The organism is Alkalibacterium sp. 20, assembly GCF_001885615.1.
Classification (GTDB): Bacteria; Bacillota; Bacilli; order Lactobacillales; family Carnobacteriaceae_A; genus Alkalibacterium.
On sequence record NZ_LSRN01000016.1, the window covers coordinates 1 to 23,084 of the forward strand.

The 23,084-nt window shown below is 35.8% G+C and carries 24 protein-coding genes and 1 other annotated feature; of the genes, 3 read left to right on the forward strand and 21 right to left on the reverse strand.

The window, feature by feature from the left end; translation table 11 throughout:
- Window positions 1–155 precede the first annotated feature (155 nt).
- From rplT to pepA, 14 genes are all read right to left on the reverse strand, one after another.
- Window positions 156–515 (reverse strand): 50S ribosomal protein L20, encoded by a 360-nt coding sequence (gene rplT / locus AX762_RS02395; protein WP_071847569.1) that lies wholly within the window; start codon window positions 513–515, stop codon window positions 156–158.
- Window positions 516–555: 40 nt separating this feature from the next.
- The gene (rpmI, locus tag AX762_RS02400; RefSeq protein WP_071847570.1) at window positions 556–756 is read right to left on the reverse strand and encodes a 50S ribosomal protein L35; all 201 of its coding nucleotides are present in this window, start codon (window positions 754–756) and stop codon (window positions 556–558) included.
- Window positions 757–827: 71 nt separating this feature from the next.
- The gene (infC, locus tag AX762_RS02405; protein ID WP_071847571.1) at window positions 828–1,394 is read right to left on the reverse strand and encodes a translation initiation factor IF-3; all 567 of its coding nucleotides are present in this window, start codon (window positions 1,392–1,394) and stop codon (window positions 828–830) included.
- 193 nt (window positions 1,395–1,587) lie between these two features.
- Window positions 1,588–3,519 (reverse strand): threonine--tRNA ligase, encoded by a 1,932-nt coding sequence (gene thrS / locus AX762_RS02410; RefSeq protein ID WP_143139264.1) that lies wholly within the window; start codon window positions 3,517–3,519, stop codon window positions 1,588–1,590.
- A gap of 56 nt (window positions 3,520–3,575) precedes the next feature.
- Window positions 3,576–3,800: a binding site (T-box leader), on the reverse strand.
- Between the two features lie 45 nt (window positions 3,801–3,845).
- On the reverse strand, window positions 3,846–4,775 hold the full coding sequence (dnaI, locus tag AX762_RS02415) for a primosomal protein DnaI (protein ID WP_071847572.1): 930 nt from the start codon (window positions 4,773–4,775) through the stop codon (window positions 3,846–3,848).
- Window positions 4,775–6,169: a replication initiation and membrane attachment family protein gene (locus AX762_RS02420; protein ID WP_071847573.1), complete on the reverse strand. Its 1,395-nt coding sequence runs from the start codon at window positions 6,167–6,169 to the stop codon at window positions 4,775–4,777. Before AX762_RS02420 ends, dnaI begins: the two co-directional genes overlap by 1 nt.
- Before the next feature lie 23 nt (window positions 6,170–6,192).
- Complete coding sequence (gene nrdR, locus AX762_RS02425; protein ID WP_071847574.1) at window positions 6,193–6,657, reverse strand: transcriptional regulator NrdR; 465 nt, start codon at window positions 6,655–6,657, stop codon at window positions 6,193–6,195.
- A gap of 49 nt (window positions 6,658–6,706) precedes the next feature.
- Window positions 6,707–7,315 (reverse strand): dephospho-CoA kinase, encoded by a 609-nt coding sequence (coaE, locus tag AX762_RS02430; protein ID WP_071847575.1) that lies wholly within the window; start codon window positions 7,313–7,315, stop codon window positions 6,707–6,709.
- A gap of 5 nt (window positions 7,316–7,320) precedes the next feature.
- Window positions 7,321–8,151, reverse strand: coding sequence for a DNA-formamidopyrimidine glycosylase (gene mutM / locus AX762_RS02435; protein ID WP_071847576.1), 831 nt, complete (start codon window positions 8,149–8,151; stop codon window positions 7,321–7,323).
- A 74-nt stretch (window positions 8,152–8,225) separates the two neighbouring features.
- Entirely contained in the window at window positions 8,226–10,889 is a 2,664-nt protein-coding gene (gene polA, locus AX762_RS02440; RefSeq protein ID WP_071847577.1) for a DNA polymerase I, read from the reverse strand.
- A 152-nt stretch (window positions 10,890–11,041) separates the two neighbouring features.
- Complete coding sequence (gene murC, locus AX762_RS02445) at window positions 11,042–12,370, reverse strand: UDP-N-acetylmuramate--L-alanine ligase (RefSeq protein WP_071847578.1); 1,329 nt, start codon at window positions 12,368–12,370, stop codon at window positions 11,042–11,044.
- Window positions 12,371–12,513: 143 nt separating this feature from the next.
- On the reverse strand, window positions 12,514–13,083 hold the full coding sequence (locus tag AX762_RS02450; RefSeq protein ID WP_071847579.1) for a hypothetical protein: 570 nt from the start codon (window positions 13,081–13,083) through the stop codon (window positions 12,514–12,516).
- Window positions 13,084–13,117: 34 nt separating this feature from the next.
- Window positions 13,118–13,723 carry a YtpR family tRNA-binding protein gene (ytpR, locus tag AX762_RS02455; protein WP_071847580.1) on the reverse strand — a complete coding sequence of 202 codons (606 nt, stop codon included), beginning with the start codon at window positions 13,721–13,723 and terminating at the stop codon, window positions 13,118–13,120.
- A gap of 39 nt (window positions 13,724–13,762) precedes the next feature.
- Window positions 13,763–14,830 (reverse strand): glutamyl aminopeptidase, encoded by a 1,068-nt coding sequence (pepA, locus tag AX762_RS02460; RefSeq protein ID WP_305728179.1) that lies wholly within the window; start codon window positions 14,828–14,830, stop codon window positions 13,763–13,765.
- A 170-nt stretch (window positions 14,831–15,000) separates the two neighbouring features.
- On the opposite strand from pepA, the gene AX762_RS02465 reads away from it, so the two are divergent.
- Complete coding sequence (locus tag AX762_RS02465; RefSeq protein ID WP_256244359.1) at window positions 15,001–15,354, forward strand: hypothetical protein; 354 nt, start codon at window positions 15,001–15,003, stop codon at window positions 15,352–15,354.
- A 68-nt stretch (window positions 15,355–15,422) separates the two neighbouring features.
- Here AX762_RS02465 and trmB read toward each other — a convergent pair whose 3' ends face one another.
- The 5 genes from trmB to AX762_RS02490 all read right to left on the reverse strand — a co-directional run bounded on the left by trmB (window position 15,423) and on the right by AX762_RS02490 (window position 19,867).
- A complete protein-coding gene (trmB, locus tag AX762_RS02470) occupies window positions 15,423–16,067 on the reverse strand; it encodes a tRNA (guanosine(46)-N7)-methyltransferase TrmB (RefSeq protein WP_071847582.1) in 645 nt (214 codons plus the stop codon).
- 60 nt (window positions 16,068–16,127) lie between these two features.
- Complete coding sequence (locus AX762_RS02475) at window positions 16,128–16,919, reverse strand: phosphotransferase family protein (RefSeq protein ID WP_071847583.1); 792 nt, start codon at window positions 16,917–16,919, stop codon at window positions 16,128–16,130.
- A 133-nt stretch (window positions 16,920–17,052) separates the two neighbouring features.
- Window positions 17,053–17,913, reverse strand: coding sequence for a D-amino-acid transaminase (dat, locus tag AX762_RS02480; protein ID WP_071847584.1), 861 nt, complete (start codon window positions 17,911–17,913; stop codon window positions 17,053–17,055).
- A complete protein-coding gene (locus tag AX762_RS02485; protein WP_071847585.1) occupies window positions 17,910–19,130 on the reverse strand; it encodes an ABC transporter permease in 1,221 nt (406 codons plus the stop codon). The genes dat and AX762_RS02485 overlap by 4 nt, the downstream gene beginning before the upstream one ends.
- The gene (locus AX762_RS02490) at window positions 19,127–19,867 is read right to left on the reverse strand and encodes an ABC transporter ATP-binding protein (RefSeq protein ID WP_071847586.1); all 741 of its coding nucleotides are present in this window, start codon (window positions 19,865–19,867) and stop codon (window positions 19,127–19,129) included. The genes AX762_RS02485 and AX762_RS02490 overlap by 4 nt, the downstream gene beginning before the upstream one ends.
- Before the next feature lie 139 nt (window positions 19,868–20,006).
- On the opposite strand from AX762_RS02490, the gene AX762_RS02495 reads away from it, so the two are divergent.
- On the forward strand, window positions 20,007–20,432 hold the full coding sequence (locus tag AX762_RS02495; RefSeq protein WP_071847587.1) for an HIT family protein: 426 nt from the start codon (window positions 20,007–20,009) through the stop codon (window positions 20,430–20,432).
- Between the two features lie 15 nt (window positions 20,433–20,447).
- The gene (locus tag AX762_RS02500) at window positions 20,448–20,795 is read left to right on the forward strand and encodes a YtxH domain-containing protein (protein WP_071847588.1); all 348 of its coding nucleotides are present in this window, start codon (window positions 20,448–20,450) and stop codon (window positions 20,793–20,795) included.
- A 108-nt stretch (window positions 20,796–20,903) separates the two neighbouring features.
- Here the strand turns inward: AX762_RS02500 and AX762_RS02505 are convergent, their stop codons facing one another.
- Both AX762_RS02505 and AX762_RS02510 read right to left on the reverse strand, forming a co-directional pair.
- Window positions 20,904–21,950: a peptidylprolyl isomerase gene (locus AX762_RS02505; protein ID WP_071847589.1), complete on the reverse strand. Its 1,047-nt coding sequence runs from the start codon at window positions 21,948–21,950 to the stop codon at window positions 20,904–20,906.
- Window positions 21,951–22,115: 165 nt separating this feature from the next.
- Window positions 22,116–23,072: a 3'-5' exoribonuclease YhaM family protein gene (locus tag AX762_RS02510; RefSeq protein ID WP_071847590.1), complete on the reverse strand. Its 957-nt coding sequence runs from the start codon at window positions 23,070–23,072 to the stop codon at window positions 22,116–22,118.
- Between the last annotated feature and the right edge of the window lie 12 nt (window positions 23,073–23,084).

Consider the following 23,084-nt stretch of genomic DNA (forward strand, 5'->3'; position numbering starts at 1 on the left):
ATGTATAGTCATCCTACGTCCTTTAATAACGTAACTTTTCTTATTATAACACGAAGCTAAGAGAATACATTAAATGTTTTTGACTTTATAGTAATAAAAAAACCATATAATCATGAGTAATATTTACTCGTAATTATATGGTTTATGTTTTAAGATTACTTATTTAATGCATCTTTAGCTTGATCTGTTAATGATGTAAATGCTACTGAATCATTTATTGCTAAATCAGCTAACATTTTACGGTTCATGTCTATACCCGCAATTTTCAATCCGTGCATAAATTTAGAATAGCTTAAACCATTCATACGTGATGCCGCATTGATACGTGCAATCCATAATCTACGGAAATTACGTTTATTTTGTTTACGGTCTCTGAAAGCATACATATATGATTTCATTACTTGTTGTTTTGCAACTTTGAACAAGCGATGTTTCGCACCATAATACCCTTTAGCTAATTTTAAAACGCGTTTACGGCGTCTGCGGGTTACTGTTCCACCTTTTACTCGTGCCATTGTTCTTCCTCCTTCAATACAATCCTATGATTCTAAATTATTATTTCATATAAGCTAATTGCTGTTTGATGCGTTTGTAGTCACTAGAAGAAACCGTCGTAGATTTGCGTAAATTACGTTTTTGTTTTTGTGATTTATTCGCAAACATATGGCTAGTTTTAGCATGACCCCTTTTTAATTTACCTGAACCAGTTCTTTTGAATCTTTTTGCTGATCCACTATGCGTTTTTTGCTTAGGCATTTTACTTTTCCTCCAATACTCTTTTCTAAAAATTTTAAACAGACTTAAATTTAATGTAAGTCTAAAACTTATTACTTTTCAATTTTCGGTGCGAGCATCAAGAACATGCTACGGCCATCCATTTTAGCTTTGGACTCAATTACTGAAATATCAGATGCTTCGTCAGCCATGCGTTCCAACACTACACGTCCAAGTTCTTTATGAGTTATAGCTCGACCTCGGAAACGAATAGAAACTTTAACTTTATCGCCTTTTTCTAAGAATTTACGAGCGTTACGCAATTTTGTGTTAAAATCATGGTCATCAATAGTTGGACTCAATCGAATCTCTTTTATATTAACAACTTTTTGATTTTTTCTTGCTTCACGTTCTTTTTTCTGTTGTTCATAGCGAAATTTACCATAATCCATAATACGAGCAACCGGTGGTTTAGCGTTAGGAGAAACGAGTACTAAATCCATACGAGCTTCTTCTGCCAGTCTCATTGCTTCTTTAGTTTGGATCACGCCTATTTGTTCACCGTCTTTTCCTATCAATCGTACCTCATTGGTACGAATACGGTCGTTGACAATCATGTCTTTTGCTATGGTGGTCACCTCCAAAGTATTTGCGAGAAAAAACACAGAAAAAAACGACATTTCTATAAGTTATAGAAATCCCGCCTTGTCTCCGCATAAAAACACAACTCATTGCGTTTCATTATATATACGTTCATATCTGCCCAGAGATTTTCATCTGCTTAGGCGAGAAGCGGGAGCTTCTGCTTTGTTTTCTCAACTTTTATATAATACCAACAATTAGAATCAATGTCAAGCAGTGATTCACTGGCAATTATTTTTTTCCTTCGTCTAGAAGTATAATCATAAATACATTTAAATCAATTGTCTCGGTTTTCTTCTCACCATATTTTCGAACAGACACTGTTCCTTCTTCCATTTCATTGTCGCCGATAACAAGTTGGTAAGGAATTTTCAACGTTTGAGCTTCCCGTATTTTATATCCCATTTTTTCGTTACGCATATCTACTTCTACGCGTAATCCTTTTGCAGTCATTTTTTCCTGCAACTCTTTTGCATAGTCACCATGAATATCTAAATTGACTGGAATGATTTTGGCTTGAACAGGCGCTAACCAAGTTGGGAATGCTCCTTTGTATCGCTCTATCAAATACGCAACAAATCGTTCCATCGTAGAAACGATTCCTCGGTGGATAACAACTGGCCGATGATCATCTTGACCATCTTGACCGACGTAAGTTAGATCGAAGCGCTCAGGAAGCAAGAAATCAAGCTGGACCGTTGATAAGGTTTCTTCAATACCTAAAGCTGTTTTTACTTGAACATCAAGTTTAGGACCATAGAACGCAGCCTCACCAATCGCCTCGAAGTATTCAAGCCCCATGTCATCCAGCGTCTCTTTTAGCATGGACTCCGCTTTTTCCCACATCTCATCATCATCAAAATATTTCTCAGTATTCTGAGGATCACGATAACTCAGACGGAAACGATAATCTTTAATGTCAAAGTCTTCATAAACTGCAAGCATCAAGTTCACGACTCGTTTGAATTCTTCTTTGATTTGATCAGGACGAACAAAAACGTGAGCATCATTTAATGTCATCTCACGTACACGTTGTAAGCCAGATAAGGCGCCACTTTTTTCATAGCGATGCATTTGACCTAATTCAGCAATACGTATTGGTAAATCACGGTAACTGCGTACATCATTTTTGAAGATCATCATGTGATGCGGACAGTTCATTGGACGTAATACCAGCATTTCTCCATCACCCATATCCATTGGTGGAAACATATCCTCATGGTAATGATCCCAGTGGCCGGATTTTTTATAAAAGTCAACATTAGCCATAATAGGTGTGTAGACATGTTCATAGCCTAAGTTGATTTCTTTATCTGTTATATAACGTTCAATGATACGACGAATCGTTGCTCCTTTGGGTAACCAGAACGGTAAACCAGATCCTACTTCAGGCGACAACATAAACAGGTCTAATTCCTTTCCCAATTTACGGTGATCCCGTTCTTTAGCTTCTTCACGCATTTTAAGGTATTCTTTTAATGCTTTCTTGTCAAAAAAGGCAGTGCCATACACACGTTGCATCATTTGATTGTCTGAATTCCCTCTCCAGTATGCTCCTGCTAGAGAGAGCATTTTAAAGACTTGAATGCGTCCGGTAGAAGGCACATGCACTCCTCGACATAAATCGACAAAATCACCCTGTTCGTATACAGAAATAATTTCATCTTCAGGTAATTCATTGATCAGTTCATTTTTATATGGATCATCTTTGAAAAGTTCTAATGCTTCTTCACGACTTACTTCTTTTCTTTCGATAGGTAAGTTTTCTTTGACAATGGCCATCATTTCTTGTTCGATTTTTTCTAAATCTTCTTCTGTAATCGGCTCTTTTGTATCTGTATCATAGTAAAAACCATTTTCGATAGATGGTCCTACGCCAAATTTAACATCGGGATAGAGTCGTTTAATGGCTTGTGCCATTAAATGTGAGGTCGAATGACGTAACACGGATAAGGCATCATCATGATCCGGCGTCACGATTTCCAACACCCCATCATTGTTTAAAGAGCGGTTAAAGTCAATGAGCTCTCCATTCCATTTTGCCGCTAATCCTTTTTTTTCTAATGATTTTGCTATACTTCCCGCAATATCTTTAGGGGTTGATCCCTGCTCTACTTCTTTAATTGTTCCGTCAGGCAATGTTACTTTTATTTTATCAATCATTTTTTCTCCTCCTTATTTAGGTAAACAAAAATCCCATTGAATAAGACAATCTCATTCAATGGGACGTTAAATTCTACGTGGTTCCACCCAAATTTGTAGAAACACATGATTAAGTGTTTTCTACCTTCATTACTCTTTAACGCAGAGGCTACGACTATTTTTACTCAGTTTCAAAATAGCACTCGAAAGGGGTCAATGATAATTAGTCTTAAGAATGTTGCAGCAGTCATTCTCTCTCTGAAAAGATAATTTATCAAGGATGTCTTTCTCTTTGTTTTATAGTTTTGATAGTATCATAGGCACATTCTTTTTACAATACAATTAATTTATTTGTGTCTTCTATTTTCTCCAGATATTTCAACTTCTTCAGCTAAGAAACGAATTCTCTCCATTATACGTTTAGCTTTAAGTGGCTCATTTTCTCCACGTTGAGATGTTGTCAGATGTTCTTTTTCCAGTTGATTCATGTTGAAATTCGAAGTGAAAAATGTTGGCAGTTCCTCCTGCATACGGTACTGTAAAATAATACCCAGCACATCGTCACGTATCCACGAGGACATGGAATCGGCTCCGATATCATCGATCATGAGCAATTTAGCCCGTTTAAAACTGTCTAATTTATCTTCTGTTGTGTTTTTTCCAATGGAATTTTTCATTTCAACAGCAAACGTGGGAAAATGAACGATTGTCGAGGAGTATCCTTGCTCTGACAACTCATGTGCGATGGCCCCGAGTAAATACGTTTTGCCAACGCCAAAAGCACCGTGCAGATATAATCCTTTGTGAAACCCCTTAGGATTATTGATATATGATTCAATAAACGTCATCGCTTTTTCCAAAGCCACTTGACGCTTTTTAGTCACTTCGAAAGATTCAAAAGATGCATTTTTTAAATCCTTCGGCAGAAAGACTGACTGAATACGACTTTTAATTTTTTCTTCCTCTCGCTTATTAACTAATTCGGGAGTCGGTTCATACGTTACATCTATCCGGTGATTATTTAAAATAAGTTTTGGAACGTACCCAGGAGCCAATCCTTCGTCAGATTTTTCAGTTTTCTTTTTTTCTGATACGAATTCATAAAGTTTGGAAGCACTTCTCTCAATGGCTGTTTTATCTAAGGCATCTTTATTGTCTGCAATAAACTTTTTCACATCCGGATCCTTAAACACCTGATTTTTCATAATATCTTGATAGGTTTGATTCATTTTATTAGCATCCATCATTTTACCAAGTTGATTTTTCAGACTTTTCATTAGTCGTCACCACTTTTCTGCTTTCGGATTTTTCTTAATTTTTCTCTAAACGCTTCTTCCTCTTCTTTGCTGATCTTCTCATCTGTTTGTTCTGACTCATTAGCCCAGGATGGTAGAGTTTCTTTTCTGCCGGAAGACTGCTTGTATTTAGATTTTGACCACGTTTGAGTTTGCGTCTGTTTTTGTTTATTTTTTTCTCTGACCGAATCATAGAGTTCTTTAACTTTTATGATTGCCTCTTCAGGCGAATTCACTTTGCTTTGAGCCCAGTCATTAGCAATTTTATTTGCTAAGTTTTTTTCTAAAGTGGGTGCATTTTTAACGACTAATATATAATTCATTAAAATATTAATGACGGCAGTTGATAAAGGTGCTTGTTCGACAAGTTCTTTTAATAGCCAGGTTTCATTGGACGATACATACCCGCCTTTTTGCTGTTTTATTGATTTCAGATAGGCAAACGGTTGCGTTTTTTCAGCATGCAGAATAATTTCGATTTCTTCTCTTGAAATTCCTTTTGCTCTCAACTCCGAGATTCTCGTATTGTCATCCTGACCCGCTGGTGTTTTAGATCTGACCTGCTTGGCTTTACCTAAGAAGTGATCATGAATAATCCGCGTCAATGTATTGCCGTTTACTTGACCAGATGTAATATCTGCCGCTTCAAGTACGAATTTTTGCATCTCTAATTCATTGACCGCATATATCGAATGGAAGGTTTCGATTAACTGTTTTATCTCCGGAGTGATGGCTTGAGAACTAATGAAATGTTTATTTAATCCTGATGAAAAAAAGGACCAGTCAAAGTCACTATCTTTTGATATTTCATCTATAAGAGATGTTTTGGTTAATTCATTCGGTGTATCTATCCTATTAAATGACTCAGTGTAGTTTTCCATATTGAAATGAATGACATCCTGGAAAGCTTTTGTGATTTCTCTATAATTATCGTTGGATTTGATAGGTTTAATAAACTTTTCTCTTCGCTCTGAAACTAGACGTTCCCCCAGCTTTTCTGTCAGCAACATTCTCAACATGGTATCGTTAAAAAAATGGATTGGGGCTAAAGGTGCCTCTAGAACAAACAAATAAATTTCTTCATTTTCTTTGTGATTGAAAACTTTTAGTAATCCATACGCCTCTAGTTTTGTTCTTGCTTCGTAATATTCTTTAATACCTATGTCTAATTGAGCGAGAATATCAGAAAGAGTCAATTCTTTCTCGTCCAGGACATTTAAATATTCTTTGATCAACAAGTAAAGACTCGCTGCATTTATTCCCATCAGCGGCTGATATAACGAAAGAATGGTAGAGATGTTCACATCAGAAAGGATAGCAGATTTGGTAAGTATCAATGTGTCTTTTGGACGAAGATTTTTCCATGGGTAACTCATTATATTATATATCCTTTCAAATACTATTTATCTTTTCTCTTTTTTTCCAATTCTTTCATTTCCTGCATGAAGACTTCGATATCCTTGAATTGACGATAAACACTTGCAAAACGAATATAGGCTACATCATCTAGATCTACCAGTTCGTTCATGACAAATTCTCCGATTTTTGTAGAAGGAACTTCACTGAGTCCTAAATCACGTATTTTATATTCTACTTTATGAACAATGTTTTCTTGATCTTCCGCAGTTACAGGGCGTTTTTCACACGCTCTACGTATCCCTCTCAATAATTTCTCTCTACTAAATTCTTCACGATTTCCATTTTTTTTGACAACTAAAATAGCACCTTGCTCAATTCTCTCAAATGTAGTAAATCTAAAGGAACACTTTTCACATTCACGTCGCCGTCTAATGGCTCTGGCGTCATCAGCTGGTCGACTATCAATAACTCGACTTCCATTGTGTTGACATCTTGGACACTGCATGCATTTCATCCCTTTACTAAAGATTTCTTAAAGTTATTATACCATATGACTACAAGGGTGACGAATACCCATTTTTTGTCAACCATTCATCTATTTGATGAATGGTTTGATGGATCGTTCCGTTATTATCAATGACCACATCTGCTTTATTTTTTTTTGTTTCCAGTGATTCTTGTGCTTCAATGCGCTTTACAGCTTCTGCTTCTGTTAGCTGATCTCTATTTCTCAATCGACTCAACTGAGTGGCATAATCGGTATAGACCACCATCACTTCATCCACGTATTTTTCATAACCCGTTTCATATAGCAGCGGAATATCAATAACGATTAGTGGGTACTTGCGTTCACTCATTTCTAGTCTTTTCTTCATTATTTCATTGAATATATCTTCATGCATCAGCGCATTTAAATGACGCAGTTTTTCTTTATCATCGAATACGACTTCTCCTAAGCGCTTCCTGTTTATTGAGCGGTCTTTGTTTATAATTTCTCCACCAAAAAAATCAACGACTTTGGCATACGTGGGCTCATCAGGTTCCATAATCGTTCTTGCAATGACATCTGCATCGATCACTGGAAAACCTATTTTTTTCAGATACTGACTAACAGTTGATTTTCCACTGGCAATACCACCAGTCAACCCTAATACATGAGACAAGACGTTCACCTTCCAATTTTCTGACAATGGGGACAATAATGCGTTCCTCGTTGTGCTACTTTTATTTTTTCGATCGTGTGGTGACACCGTTGACATGTTTCGTCTTTTTTCCCGTAAACTTTCAAATACGACTGATAGCTTCCTTCAACTCCAAAGGCATTTGAATAAGTTCGAATCGTCGTTCCACCCTTTTCTACAGCTTTACTCATGATACCGATAATTGAATTTTTCAATTTTTCTATTTCATCGCTGCTTAAGGCGCTTCCCTTTCTTTCGGGATGTATATAAGCATCATAAAGTATTTCATCAGCATAAATATTACCTATGCCTGCCACTGTTTTTTGATCAAGTAAGCATGCTTTTATAGGTCTTTCAGTTTTTTTCAATGCTTTTATCAGGTGCTCTGTTCTTAATGTTTCCACGGTCGGTTCAGGCCCTAAGTTCTTGATCGAAGGATGTAAATGCAGTTTATCTTTATCTACTAAACTCATTTTACCAAATTTCCTCACATCCAGATATCTGAGCTGTTCATCAGAATTCAATTCGAATACCACATGTGTATGTTTGGTCAAAGGCCTTGTTGCTTTTTCAATACGATACTTTCCTTCCATTCTCAAATGACTAATTAAAACATAATCAGTCAAGATAAATAATAAAAATTTCCCTTGACGTTTGATATCTATAATTTCCTGGCCTCTTAATTTTTTTTGAAATTCAAAAACAGAGGGTTCTTTTATTATATTCGACCACAGGACCCGTGTATCAATGATTATCTTTCCTAAAACCAAATTTTTTAGTCCATTTTTCACATTTTCTACTTCTGGCAATTCAGGCACATGTTTCATCTCTTTCTTTAAAAAATTAGACTCAATAAAAGAAGCGAGAATTTCTCCCGCTCCTTTTATACTGATTATTTAGCGTCGTACCAACTGTTCCCATAACTACTTTCTACTTTTAACGGTACAGCAAGCTGCACTGTGTTTTCCATTACTTCATCCACTAGTTGTTCGATTTTTTTGATCTCATCTTCTGGTACTTCAAAAATGAGTTCATCATGAACCTGCAGTAGCATCGTAGCTTTTAAGTTCTCTTCTTTGATTCTTTTATTCATTTCGATCATAGCCATTTTAAGAATATCTGCGGCACTTCCCTGAATAGGTGTATTCATAGCTGTGCGTTCAGCAAATGATCTAAGATTGAAATTTCTTGAATTAATGTCTGGCAGGTAACGTCTTCGGTTAAACAAGGTTTCAACGTAACCTTGTTCTTTAGCTTGACGAATAATATCATCAATAAAGTTTTTCACCCCAGGAAAACGTTCAAAATACGTATCGATATATACCTTCGCTTCTTTTCTTGTAATATTCAAATTCTGAGACAGGCCGTAATCACTGATACCGTAGACGATCCCAAAATTCACTGCCTTGGCATCTCTACGCATATTAGGCGTTATTTCAGATGGGTTTTCAATACCAAAGACTTTCATAGCCGTTGTCATATGAATATCTTCATTATCATTAAATGCTCTGATCAATTCTTCATCTTTAGAAATATGTGCAAGTATACGAAGTTCTATCTGGGAATAGTCAGATGCGTATATTTTCCATCCCTTTTCTCTGGGTACAAAGGCTTGTCTGATCTTTCTGCCTTCCTCTAATCTGATGGGGATGTTTTGAAGATTAGGATCGACTGAACTCAATCTGCCCGTACGCGCAACCGTTTGTAGATATCGCGTGTGTATCCTACTCGTTTCAGGATCGATTACTTTCAATAACCCCTCAATATACGTGGATTGAATCTTAGAGATTTGACGGTATTCCAAAATAAATTTGACGATTGGCGCCTGATCTCTTAATTTTTCTAAAACATCCTGAGCAGTTGAGTAGCCTGTTTTCGTTTTTTTAATAACTGGATAACCCATTTTTTCAAACAGTATAACACTCAGTTGTTTAGGTGATTTAATATTGAATTCTTCCCCAGCTTCTTCATATATTCTTTGTTCAACATTATCTAAGATTTTTTTAAATTCTTCCCTCATCGTTTCTAAACGATCAGCATCTACGGTAATACCCTGAATTTCCATTTCAGCCAAAACCATGGCAAGCGGCAGTTCCATTTCTTTCAACAAATCTTCTTGTTCGTTTTCCATCAACTCTTTGTTCAATGATTCAGACAAATCATGGATGGCTAGAATTTTTCGAGCTAAATGATCAAACATCAAGGTTTGATCCTCTGGCACTTTTATTTTCTTTCCTTTGCCGTAAACCATTTCATCCGGTGAAACACCTGGATAATTATGTTTAGAAGCGACATCAAAAACATCACCACTGCTGCTATCCTCTGCTGTCAACAGATAAGAAGCCAGCATGATATCAAAAGTAATACCATTTATTTTCAAGCCTTTATTGTTAAGAGCAACAAATGTCTGTTTAGCATCATACACTGTCTTGCTTTTACTTTCATCTTTTAACCACTCTTTAAACATTTCTGAATGAACAGCCGTTTCAGTTTTGGTTACGTAAATTGTTTCATCATTCCCCCAGGCTATGGCAACAATCTCAGAATGATGATAATTTTCATCTAATAATTCTGTATAAAGAGCCATTCCATCCGTAAACATCGATGAGTTGATCTCGTCTACAAATGTATAGTTCACTTCTTCAACATCTTCAGCTAATTCTTCCATATATTTAGAGGTATCTAATTTTTTTAAATGTGCATTGAAATCCATTTCTTTATAAAAAGAAATAAGAGCTTCCATATTTTGACCTTCGTAATCTAATTCGTCCAGTGTGACTTTGACGGGTGCGTCTCTATCAATCGTTGCCAGTTTTTTACTTAAGAAAGCCGTTTCTTTTTCATTGATCAGATTCTCTTTACGCTTTGACTTCTTCATATCTTCAATATTCTCGTATAGATTTTCAACTGAGCCATATTCATGAAGTAGTTTCAAAGCTGTCTTTTCGCCTATTTTTGTAACTCCTGGAATGTTGTCTGAGGCATCGCCGGCAAGACCTTTCATGTCTACTATCTTGTCAGGCGTGATTCCCATTTCTTCCATTATGGAATCTTTCGTGTGCTCTTTTAAATCTTTTACACCTTTTTTAGTGATATCTATGCGCACGTGATCGGTGGCTAATTGAGTTAAGTCTCTATCGCCCGTTAATACAACGACGTCAAACCCTTTTTCTTCAGCCTCTTTTGCCAATGTTCCGATAATATCATCAGCTTCATAATTATCCAGCTCGTAACTTTTAAGTCCAAAGCCTTCCAGTAAATCTTTCAAATATGGAATTTGTTCAGCAAATTCAGAGGGCATTTTGGAACGGCCACCTTTGTACTCTTCAAAGTACTCGTGTCTGAAAGTAGTTTTTCCAGCATCAAAAGCGACCAGAGCATGTGTTGGTTTTTCCTTGCCCATAATTACTTCCAGCATGTTATGAAAGCCATATAATGCATTTGTGTGTAAGCCATTTTTATTTTTCATGCTCTCTATTTGACTATGTAAACCATAGAATGCTCGAAAAGCCACACTATGCCCATCAATTAAAAGCAGTTTTTTATTTTCAGTCAATATACTTCACTCCTAGTTGTCCATCCTACGACTATAATATCAAACTTTCGGCGATAGAAAAAGAGAACGTACTTGAGAGCTCCCACTACTTCAACCAATACAGCACGTTGTAGTTTAAGTAGACTGCTCATAAGTACCTTCTCTCTAAAGGTTTAATTAATAGCTTGAGACTGGCTTAAAATGCGTTCAAAAGCATGTTCAAATTTTTCTACGTCCCCTGCTCCCATAAATATAACAACTTGATTTTTATGTTTCAAAAGCGGTGACATATCTTCTTCAGTCAATATTTCTTTACCTTTTTCTGTCTTATCGAGTAAGTCTTTGATCGTCACTTTACCCTCTTGCTCTCTGGCTGATGTAAATATATCACATAAATATACTGCATCCGCTAAATCCAAGGCTTCCCCAAATTCATCCAGCAAAGCAATCGTTCGACTGAATGTATGCGGCTGGAATACTGCAACGATTTCTTTATCAGGATACTTTTGATGAGCTGCATCAAGTGTTGCTCTGATTTCAGTAGGATGATGAGCGTAATCATCGATAATGACCGTATCCATAACATTTTTTTCAGTGAAACGTCTTTTAACACCTTCAAATGACATTAACTGTTCTTTGACTTTATCCTGATCTAGTCCTTCGTAATGAGCGAGAGCGATAACGGATAAAGCGTTCTGGATATTGTGTTTACCGAACGATGGAATAGTAAAGCGTCCGTAAAAGTCTCCTCGGACGTACACATCAAAATCAGAACCATGGGTAGAGCGTTCAATATTTTTGGCTTGAAAATCATTGTATTCATCAAAACCATAATAAACGATAGGCACAGATGCGTTTAATCGTTGTAATCTCATATCATCTCCACAAGCAAAAATTGCTTGTTTTATTTGTTGTGAAAATTCCAGAAATGCATCTTGAACATCTTCAATGCTTTCAAAATAATCTGGATGATCAAAATCAATATTCGTAATGATGGCATAATCCGTTGCATAGGCTAAGAAATGTCTTCTATACTCACATGCTTCCAAGACAAAGTATTTAGCATCTTTTACGCCGCTACCCGTTCCATCACCAATTAAATAACTAGTATCTTTAATGCCACTCAATACATGAGCGAGCAAGCCTGTCGTACTCGTTTTTCCGTGAGAACCGGTAACAGCAATACTCGTGTGCTGATTACTCAGTTCTCCTAAAAAATCATGGTACCTTTTCACAGTAAGACCTAACTCTTTGGCGCGAACGATTTCCTCATGCGAATCAGGAAAAGCATTTCCGGCAATTATAGTCATGCCTTCTTTAATATTGTCTTTATCGAAAACAAACATTGGGATGTTCGCTTCTTCCAGATTTTTCTGAGTGAAAAAGTATTTCTTCACATCAGAACCTTGTACTTTAAATCCCTTGTCTTGAAGAATCAGTGCCAAAGCACTCATGCCTGATCCTTTAATTCCTACGAAATGGTATAGTGTTTCTTGATTCATTATAAAAAAGGCCTCCAATTATCTCTAACATGCTAATTTTACATCGTTATATACTATATGGCAAATAGACAAAAAAAGCTAGTGATACGTTATTATTGTTAAAAAGCGCTAATAAACCCGTTAATTTTCAAATAACATCAGCTTTATGCTTTATCTTTATAATTAAACAAGCCAGGCACATTTCGTTTTTCACTATTGTTTCCACTTATTTCTTCTTCCATTATCGCTGCAAGTGTCCGATTTAAGCCAAACGATTTTTTTGTCAATTTCATAGATTGGATTTGAGGTAAAACCTTTTTCTTTGAATCCCCAACCTCTTCTATACTTTGAGATGTGCTTTCACGCCATAAAATTTCCAGTTCTTCTGTTACATGTTTTTCATATACGATAAAATCTTTTTTTTCTTTTTGCATGTCTGCTTTTAATTTATCGTAATTCAATGTATTTTTCATTTGTTCTTTTGGTTTGTGATAGCCGTAGATAGGAGAAGGTACTCTGCTCACTTCAAAAGGAGGAGAAATATACACTCTTCGTCTGTCTTCCTCTTTATGAGTCAGATACTCCTTGAATCCTTTTTCTACATTTTCTCTACTTTTCACATGTTTTGGGAGTGAATAGGAGTCGTCAAAAGAAACTTGCTTCTTTTTTTTGCTTTTATGACTTTCTTCATTTTTATTTGTCGTTTCAAAAAAATCTGTATACTTAGAAGTCATCGTTTCCCTCCTTCGTCTCGACTAAAAAATCAGATTATAATGTGAATTCTGTTCCTGTCTCCATATCATCATCCAGAACCATAATCCCATCATATTCTTGAGGCAAGCCAAGTTCTCTTGCAGAGCAAACCATTCCTTCGCTGCTTACTCCTTTTAGTTCACCCGGCCATATAATTAAGCCATTTGGCATTATTGTTCCCACTTTGGCAACAACGACTTTTTGTCCTTGAGCAATATTGCTTGCTCCGCAAACAATTTGTACTTCTTTGCCATCATTTATCTCTGTGTGTGTGACACTTAAATGATCTGATCCTTCTACAGGTTCGCATTTTTTTATATAACCTACAACGAAATTCGGACCATTCGCGGCTTCAAGTGTTCTTTCGAAGTCGGCCTCTATAATTAAATTATTCAGTTTTTCAATATTTCCTTCCGATAACGTAACAGGGCCATTGTTTAGATTTTTTAAATGGGTTGAGGCATTAAATAAATTATAACCTACAATACTATGTGTTTCCTTATTTTTAATTGCCACCAAATCTCCAGACTTGCTGGCTTCTTGAACATCACTTTCACTTTTCTCGAATAAAATCATTAGTGTATCTTTTAGTCCATTGTTATTATAGGTACTTACAAACATATCGCGTTCTCCTTTTAGTGTTTATATTATTATTATATATTATTTATTCAGCTTTAACGTTTCTAAAGTGGAACGATCAAACGACTTCACGACTTGATAGGCCATTTCTCTCGCTGCTTCATAATCATCAATTCTGAACAATGACTGGTGCGTATGAATATATCTAGCCGGGACGCCAATCACTGCGCTAGGGATGCCTTCATTAAGCTGGTGAGCGGCTACCGCATCAGTTCCGCCTTTTGAAACGAAATACTGGTAGGGAATATCATGAGTTTCAGCTGTATCCAGTAAAAAATCTTTCATTTCTTTCGACAATATCATTCCCGGGTCTTGAAATCTTAGCAAGAACCCTTCACCTAAACGCCCAAAAGCTTCTTCATCTCCGTTTAAATCATCGGCCGGTGAACAATCAACCGCAATAAATGCATCAGGATCAAATTTTCTCACCGCACCTTTGGTTCCACGCAAGCCTACTTCTTCTTGGACATTAGCGCCGGCAATAAGTGTGTTAGGTAAAGAATCATCCTTTAATTTCTCAAGTAATTCGAGCACCAAAGTCACACCAAATCGGTTATCCCATGCTTTCCCTAAAAATGCTTTGCCATTGGCTAGTTCAACAGTCTCTACTTTTGGAACAATGGCATCACCAGGTCTTACGCCGTACTCTTCAGCTTCATCTTTAGATTCAAATCCACCATCAAACAAGATATCCTCAATCGATGGCTTGGCTGAGTCTTCATATTTGAGTAAATGAGGCGGGATAGAAGACGAGACAACTGGATAATTTCCATTTCTCGTTTGCAGTGTATACCTTTGAGCTGACACAACGTAAGGATTCCAACCACCTAATGGCAATACTTTAATCAACCCTTTCTTGGTAATAGCTGATACCATAAAACCAACTTCGTCCATGTGGGCAGCAATCATTAATTTAGGCGCATCAATTTGAGAAGAGTGTTTAATACCGAATATTCCACCCAATCCATCATAACCGATTTCATCAACATACGGTTTCATTTCATCACGCATAAAGGTTCTCACTGCATGTTCAAATCCGCTAGTTCCTTGTAATTCAGTCGTCTTCTTAATTAGCTCTTTAGTTTTCATTTTTTTGTAGTCCTTGCTCATAATTTAAAATCCTTTCACTATATGTATTAACCCATTCTTTATTATTATACACAAAATATCCTTCAATTTTAAACTTTACTTTTCTATTACACTTCATCTGCGTGTGTGATAAAATAGACCTAACCTATAAATGTAAAGGAGGAGTCACTGTGTTTCAATCGAAAAAAATGAAATGGTCTCATTATTCTTCTCAAGAATGGACACTTCTTTCAATCGTTCTTGCGTTCTTTTTTCTTCTTGGTATGCTTTCGTTTAAGCAATATAGTAAAAACAAAGCTTTAAAAGCAGATGATATATTAAAAGATGTAAAAAAAGAATTTCTAAAAGAAGGCACACTAGATGGATCTTGGATAGAGTTAACAAAAGTACCTTGGAAGAAATTCGCTCATAAAACGGATGTGTACTATGGTGGTATTTCTCGTTATGAGGACTACAAGCTGGTTCAGTATGAATTTATCGCTGACGCATATTCAGGTAGTATCATCGATATATATCGCGTATAATCGCCGTCTATATAATTAAAAAGCCAAATTGTTCTTAGGGACAATTTGGCTTTTTAATATTATATAGATTATTTTTTTGGAAATTGCAGAACAGCTTTATATATTCGCTTGCCTTTTTTGGAGAATTTTTCTTCGTACTCGGTCATAACATTCTCTTTAACATCACTTCGATGCAAATCGAGATAAACTTCAGTAAGCTTCACAGGATAATTAGAAAAACTAACTAAAGAATATTCAAATAATTTCTGATTATCTGTTTTAAAATGCAACTCACCATTCGAATTTAAAATGTTCTCATAGACAGCTAAAAATGTTTTGTAGGTCAATCGTCTTTTTTCGTGACGATTTTTTGGCCAAGGATCTGAAAAAGTTAAATAAATGCGATCTATTTCATCTTCTTCAAAATAGTGCGTTAAGTCACTCGCATTCACCTGCAACAACTGCACATTCGGCAAGTCTTCTTCTATCTGTTTTTCTAGAACTGCTATGATAACACTCGATAGTAACTCAACACCTACAAAATTGATTGCAGGATACTTTTTGGCCATCTCCATAATAAACTGGCCTTTTCCGCATCCAATTTCAATATGAATTGGATTTTCATTACCGAATCGTTTCTGCCAATGCCCCTTAATTTCTAAGGGATCATTAACGACATATTGAGAATATTCTTCTAATTTATCTATCGCATGGGGTTTATGACGTAATCTCATTCTCATTCTCCTTCATTCTATTCAATAAAAAAGGGGTCAGATTGAAAATCTGACCCTTTTTTAAGTTTTAATTAGCTTTAATGTAACATTTAACTTGATCAACTCATTGTTCATTCGGATATAATCCTGTTTTTTATGATTACTTTTCAAATCATTTAAAATATTTAAAAGAGCATACCAATAAACTTTATCTTTTGAAAAACCACCACTTAAGAAGTAATCAGTGTTTAACCACTCATCCCAGCTGTCAGGATGTATATAACGTGCCATCAACTGACTCATATCGTAACAAGCATCCGATATAATAACTGAATCCCAATCAACTAAGTATAAATGATTTTCATTAGACAACAGCAGATTTTTATGTGAAATATCTCCGTGACACACAACTTTATCATCATTACTTGTTTCATCAGGTATGTTTTCTCTCAAATAAATGATGGCTTCTCTTATTAAAGGATGAGTTCTAAGATCAGTAGCTAAGTCAGAAAGCGAATCGTTATAGAAATCAGATGGATTTAAAACTTTACCGCCAAGCCTCATCAACATACGTTTTAAACTTTGAGAATAATGGACCTTGCGAATAATATCAAGCACATTCGACATGTGCATTTCTTCTTTATGAAGCGTTCTTCCGCTGCACCATTCTTGTGCTGTTAAGACGTCTCCGTTACCCGTTCTTTTTGTCCACACTAGTTTAGGTGAAATGCCTTCTAGGGATAAGGCTGCTAAAAATGGAGAAGAATTACGTTTCAAAAATAATCGTTCTTCATTTCTCGTCCCCATATATGCTTGACCTGTTTCTCCACCGATAGGATGTAATTGCCACCCCGATTCTCTTTCAAACTCCATATTTACTCAATCCTTTTTAATCTTTAGTCAAACAATGGTAAATACATTGATGCACCTTCTATTGTAGAAAGAAAATAACGCATCGTCAAGCGCATGCATGTTCTTTTTTGTTTTCTTGAGAAAAACACCTCATTTAATTTGTTAATTTGCCACACTGTTGCACTATTTCGACCTTATAACACTCCTGCAGTCTTTTAACAATTGAATTGCTTTTAAGCACAGTGAAAGACTGACTATCAACTTGATTCACTGGCATTATTTCTATCGTGGTACTTGAACAGAACACCTCATCAGCTTTCAATAAATCAGCAGTGCTATATGCTTGTTCATACACAGGAATATTCAATTTCTTAGCACAATTTCTCCAAACTACTTTTGTAATCCCAGGTAAAATCAGATTACCATCAGGATGTGTGTAAATGGCTCCGTCTTTTACTATTGCTACATTTGAAGATGAACATTCTGTTACAGTTTGATCTCTATGAAGAATAGCTTCGTCTGCATTGTGTTTATGTGCCTCATGTTTTAGCATGATATTGCCTAATAAAGAAATCATTTTTATGTCACATTTCAGCCAGCGAATATCCTCTGTAATAATTGTTTTGATCCCCGTTTGCAGTTGCTCAAGGTTTCTTTCAGCCGTTGTGATAGAACCTGTCAACAGCGGTTTAACGTCCTGGGAAGGATACGTATGATCTCTCGGAGAAGCATTACCTCGCGTCATCTGTATATATAAATTACCTGTTTTAATTCCTGACTCTTTTAAGAGAGCAGTAATTAAAATTTTTATCTCATTCTTAGACTGTAACATATTCATTTCTATTTTATTCGCACTCGAAAAGAAACGATCAATATGATCATCTAAGCAAAAATACATATGATTATAAATTCTGATAACCTCATAAATACCATCACCAAACTGGTATCCTCTATCCTCAAAGTCTATCTTGACTTCTTCTCTATCTACAATCTTATTATCCCAAATGACTTTCATGAAAATTTCTCCTTTTTATTTAAACGTCTGGGTAGATAACCGTATACAAATAAATAGATAAACATGATATTTATAGCCAGCAGCGCAGTCATCGTTACCCATCCACTACTGATTGATGCTAGACTATAAACGATTGTGCTCCCCGCTAACAATATGACTAATAATTTTTGAATAGTGTTAATCTTATCAGTATCTGTATTAGGATACAATCTAAAATAAACTGTTTTTTTAAAAACTTGCCTCAATGGTATTAGTTGAAATCCGATGAGATACAAAAACAAAACACTTATAACACTGTTAATTATCCAGTTGTTTGAGAAATATATAGCAATACCTCCAATTAAAACCAACCTCAGATAGAGTCCACTGAAATTATAATTTCTGATAAACATTCTTGACAGAAAATATATTTCCGGATTTTGATTGAAGACAGAAAAATTATATAAGAAATCCAAAAATTTAAGTCTTTTAACTTTATGTTTAGAATAAGGCGTTTCAATAAACATGTTGATGATTGAGTATATTTGTTGTGTGCGTCTTTGTTCAGTTTCAATAAGAGACTCCCAATTCCAGTTCTCAGAGCGAGTGTAAATAAAAACATACAAGAAAAAGATACTTACTGCAGCTAATGCTATGAAAAAGCCAATGAAGACTGAAATAAATACACTAGTTAGTATACCTGTCAGAGATATAGCAATAATAACATATCGAATATTTCTACTGGTTTCTAATTGATGCTGCTTCAAGGAATAATACAAATAAATGCCATGAGTCACTTTCCAGAACACAAGTGTCAATATCCAGATGATCTGATTATCAGGTTCCATTTTCTCTATGCCGATCAGTAAAGGAACAGTCAAAAAACCGATCACTACTGTGTAGAAACTATGAAATGTTAGGCTGTATACAAGATTTCTTCTCATTATAAGATTAAATTCTTTTTCTTTTGGCAAAAGAAAGACGGCATCTGCTGGTTTCACCAGCGTCCTTATGTTTCCGGAAAAAATAACAAGTAAAATAACCAGGGTTAAAACTACTCTGGGAAGCAAGGCCTCTACCAACACTGACTCTAAATAATTTTGATAAGCGAGACCTGTTGCTCCTGCCAACACGAGTAATAATATGACAAAATGATCATTCAAAACATATTTTAAATATTTGCCGAGGTTTTTATAATAGTATGATTGCCTGTTTTTAAACAACCCTTCGATCGTCATTTTAAAAACCCTTCCCTGTCGGCCAATTGTGTATACATTTCATCTAAACTGGCTTCAGGCATGCCGAATTCTTTTCGCAACTCAGTTAATGTCCCCTTAGCATAAATTTCTCCATTATCTATGATGACAAATCTGTCACAAATCCTTTCTGCACTAGCTAACACATGAGTAGACATCAGTATGGAGGCACCCTCTCGTTTCTTCTGTTCCATCATTTGAATCAAGTCCCTTATCGCTATTGGATCCAAACCTAAAAAGGGTTCATCGATGATATAAAGAGAGGGCTCAATAATAAACGCACACACGATCATTACCTTCTGTTTCATACCTTTAGAAAAATCACTGGGAAACCATTCCAAACGATCCGTTAAACGAAACTTTTCCAATAATGGTATCGCTCTATCCATTGCTACAGAAATGTCTACGTCATATGCCATTGCGGTTATCTCAATGTGCTCTTTAAGCGTTAACTCATCATACAGCAAAGGCGTTTCGGGTATAAATCCTATTTTTTTTCTATATAATGAAGGATTATCTTTTAATGTTTTGCCATCCAGCTTTATTTGGCCTTCGAAAGGTTCCATCAATCCAATTACATGCTTGATCGTTGTGCTTTTACCGGCACCATTTAAACCAATTAAGCCGATCAATTCCCCATCATTCAAATCAAATGAGATATTTTTTAAAACAGGCATCCGACTGTATCCGCCTGTTACATTTTCAATTTTAAGGCTCATTAATATGTTCCTTCCTACGTATAATGTAATTATTTTACCATATCTAGATCGCCTAAAATGAATTTTAGGCTTCTTTTTATTATTTAACCTTATTATATGATAAAATGATGATATACAAAATGAGTGAAAGAGGGATAATATGAGCGAGTGTATTTTTTGTAAAATTATCGAAGGAGACATCCCTTCTCGTAAAGTCTATGAAGATGACGATGTTATAGCTATCCTGGATATGTCTCAAGTCACTAAAGGACATACGCTGGTCATATCCAAAGAACATGTAAGGAACATTTTAGATTACTCAGATGATTTAGCCGCTAAAGTGTTCTCAAAAATACCAAAAATTGCTAGAGCGGTCAAAAGCTTTGATCCTACTTGTAAAGGATTGAATGTGTTAATGAACAACGAAGAAATTGCTTCTCAAAGTGTGTTTCACGGCCATATCCACTTGCTTCCTAGATACGATAAGGGTGATGGTTTTGGCTTGAAATGGGAAACACATGCTGATGACTATTCAGAAGAACAACTGGATGAAATCATGGCAGCAATCAAAAAAGAATTGAAATAATAGAGGAGGATTTAAATGAAACATTTTCTACTAGGAAGTTTATCTGGCTTAGTCGCCGGAGGTATTTATGGTTTAATCAAAACTCCGCGATCAGGTGAGGAAAATCAGCAAGCTCTAAAAAATTATGTTGATGAAACATCTGACCATCTTCAAGATGTCTCAAATAAAGTAAATGAATTAAAAATTTCCATTAATCAATTAACAACTGAAATATCCTTTGTTCAAAATGATTTTATGGATGAAATGCAGCTTATCGCTAAAGAGTTCCAGCATGAAGCAGAACCCCGCTTACGACGAATACAAGAAAAATCAGGAAAAATTCAAACCGAAGTTGAAGATACTGCTACCACTATAAATGCCTAATGTATAGAAATAATTTGTATTACTTTTTTATATTCTAACAAAAAAACACCTTTTCATAACTGGCTCTTGATTGAACCAGTAGATGAAAAGGTGTTTTTAAGTTGAAAATTACTCTTCGTCAGAAGTTTCTTCTTCTACATCTTCTTCTGATGTTTCCGGATCTTCTTCTGTTCCTTCAGGGATATCCATTCCTTCTTCTGATTCTTCAGGAATATCCATTCCTTCTTCTGTTCCTTCAGGAACATCCATTCCTTCGGGTGTTTCTTCTACTCCAGGCATGTCCATAAATTGTTGCATGGCACCCGCTAGTTCTTCATCTGTTATTTGAACATTAGCGCCTTGAACGACGTTGCTGATAGCTTCTTGAACAAGTTGTTGATCTTGCATATAACCATCAGTGATCATCGTTTCAATATTTTCACGTTCTTCTTCAAGTGTCCCTTTTTCTCCCATTTCTACCATTTTAATAATATGGTAACCAAATTCAGATTCTACAGGTTCTTGAGTGATTTCGTCTTGCTCTAGTTCCGCAGCTGCTTCTTCAAATTCAGGAACAAAACGGCCAGGTTCTAAAGCTAACTCACCATTTGCCTCAACCGTTCCTGTATCTATAGAATGTTCAGCAACTAATTCGCCAAAGTCGGCACCATCATTTAATTGATCAATAATATCTTGAGCAAGTTCTTCTTCCTCAACAAGAATGTGGGCAACTGTTGTGTCTGCTATATATTCATCATAAGCGGCTTCCACTTCTTCATCAGTCATATCAGTATGTGCAAGAATAGCTTCTTTTACATATAATGAGGTACGAATATTTTGTTTCACATCATCTAGAGATAAACCTTGTGCGGTTAACATTTCTTCGAATGCTTCAACGCCTCCGTAAGGTTCTGCTTCTGCTTCAAATTCAGCATCTACGTCTTCATCGGATACGGCATCTCCAAATTCATTTTCAAGAATATCTTCAAACAGAATCTGTTGAAGCATTTGTTCTCCATATGACATGCCACTTTCAGTTGGTTCATTTTTCATACGTTCGTATAAGTCATCTTCACGTATTCTTCCAGCTTCAGTTGAAGCTACTTCTGGACTACTTGAACAACTAGCTAATAACAAACCTGAACTAGCCATTGCGCCTACTAACCATTTTTTCATATTAAAGAAAACACATCCTATTATTTTGTTTGATTTTTTATCATTAAATCATTAACCCTCGGTACTTAAATAAATATACCATAGGTTATATAAAAATGAAAACGTATAAATGAAAAAGAATTTTTCCTTCACAAACTCTTCATTGAACTTTCGTTTTCGTAAAGACTATGAAGATGGATTTTCATAGTTTTTCTTATAAAATGATCGGTTATCCATGGCCCAAATCTTATCAGAGAATTCACCCGGCTCAGTTCTTCTAAGCGCAGTGTGCATCATGTTCATCTTTGCATCAATTTGATCGATATAGTGAATTATTTCTGCCTCAGGTATCAGAGGTCTTACTGGGGAACCATATTCAAGTTCACCGTGGTGAGCTAAAACGACGTGTTTAAGCAACAAGACGTCTTCATGCTCTTCATCGATTTTCAGTTCCTTGCAAGCTCTAACTATATCTTCATTAATCATGACAATATGCCCAATCAATTTGCCTTCAAGGGTGTAATCTGTTGCCGTAGGTCCACTTAATTCGACAACTTTCCCCACATCGTGCAAGATGATACCCGAAAACAGTAAGGAGACATCAAGATCGCTGTATAGTTCAGATAAAGACCGGGAAATACGAAGCATACTGATGGTATGATAAGCCAACCCACCCATAAAGGCATGATGATTCGTTTTCGCAGCCGGACTCTGAAAAAAATCATGCTGATATTTTTTCATAATGAATCTTACTATTCGATTCAAGTTGGCATTTGTAATGTCAAATAGCGCATGATTAAATTCTTCTACCATTTTGTCTTTATTGACCGGGGCTCGTTCAACATATAATTCAGGATTGTTTGGTTCATCATCTTTGGCTAGTCGAATAGAATTGATGCGTATCTGAGGACTCCCTTTGTATTCATCTCTTTTACCCTCTAGCTTAATCACTGTTCCAGGCTTAAAAAGGTCACTATCTTCAGGTGTTATGTCCCAATAGTTAGCACTTATTTCTCCACTGGTATCCTGAAAAACGAAAGATAAATACGGCTTGTTTGTTCGCGTAATTTTTTCTTCTGCAGACTTAATTAAAACATGCATATTTACTTGCTCATCTTTCTGATAGTCATATATTTTTTTCATATCTCAGCTCTC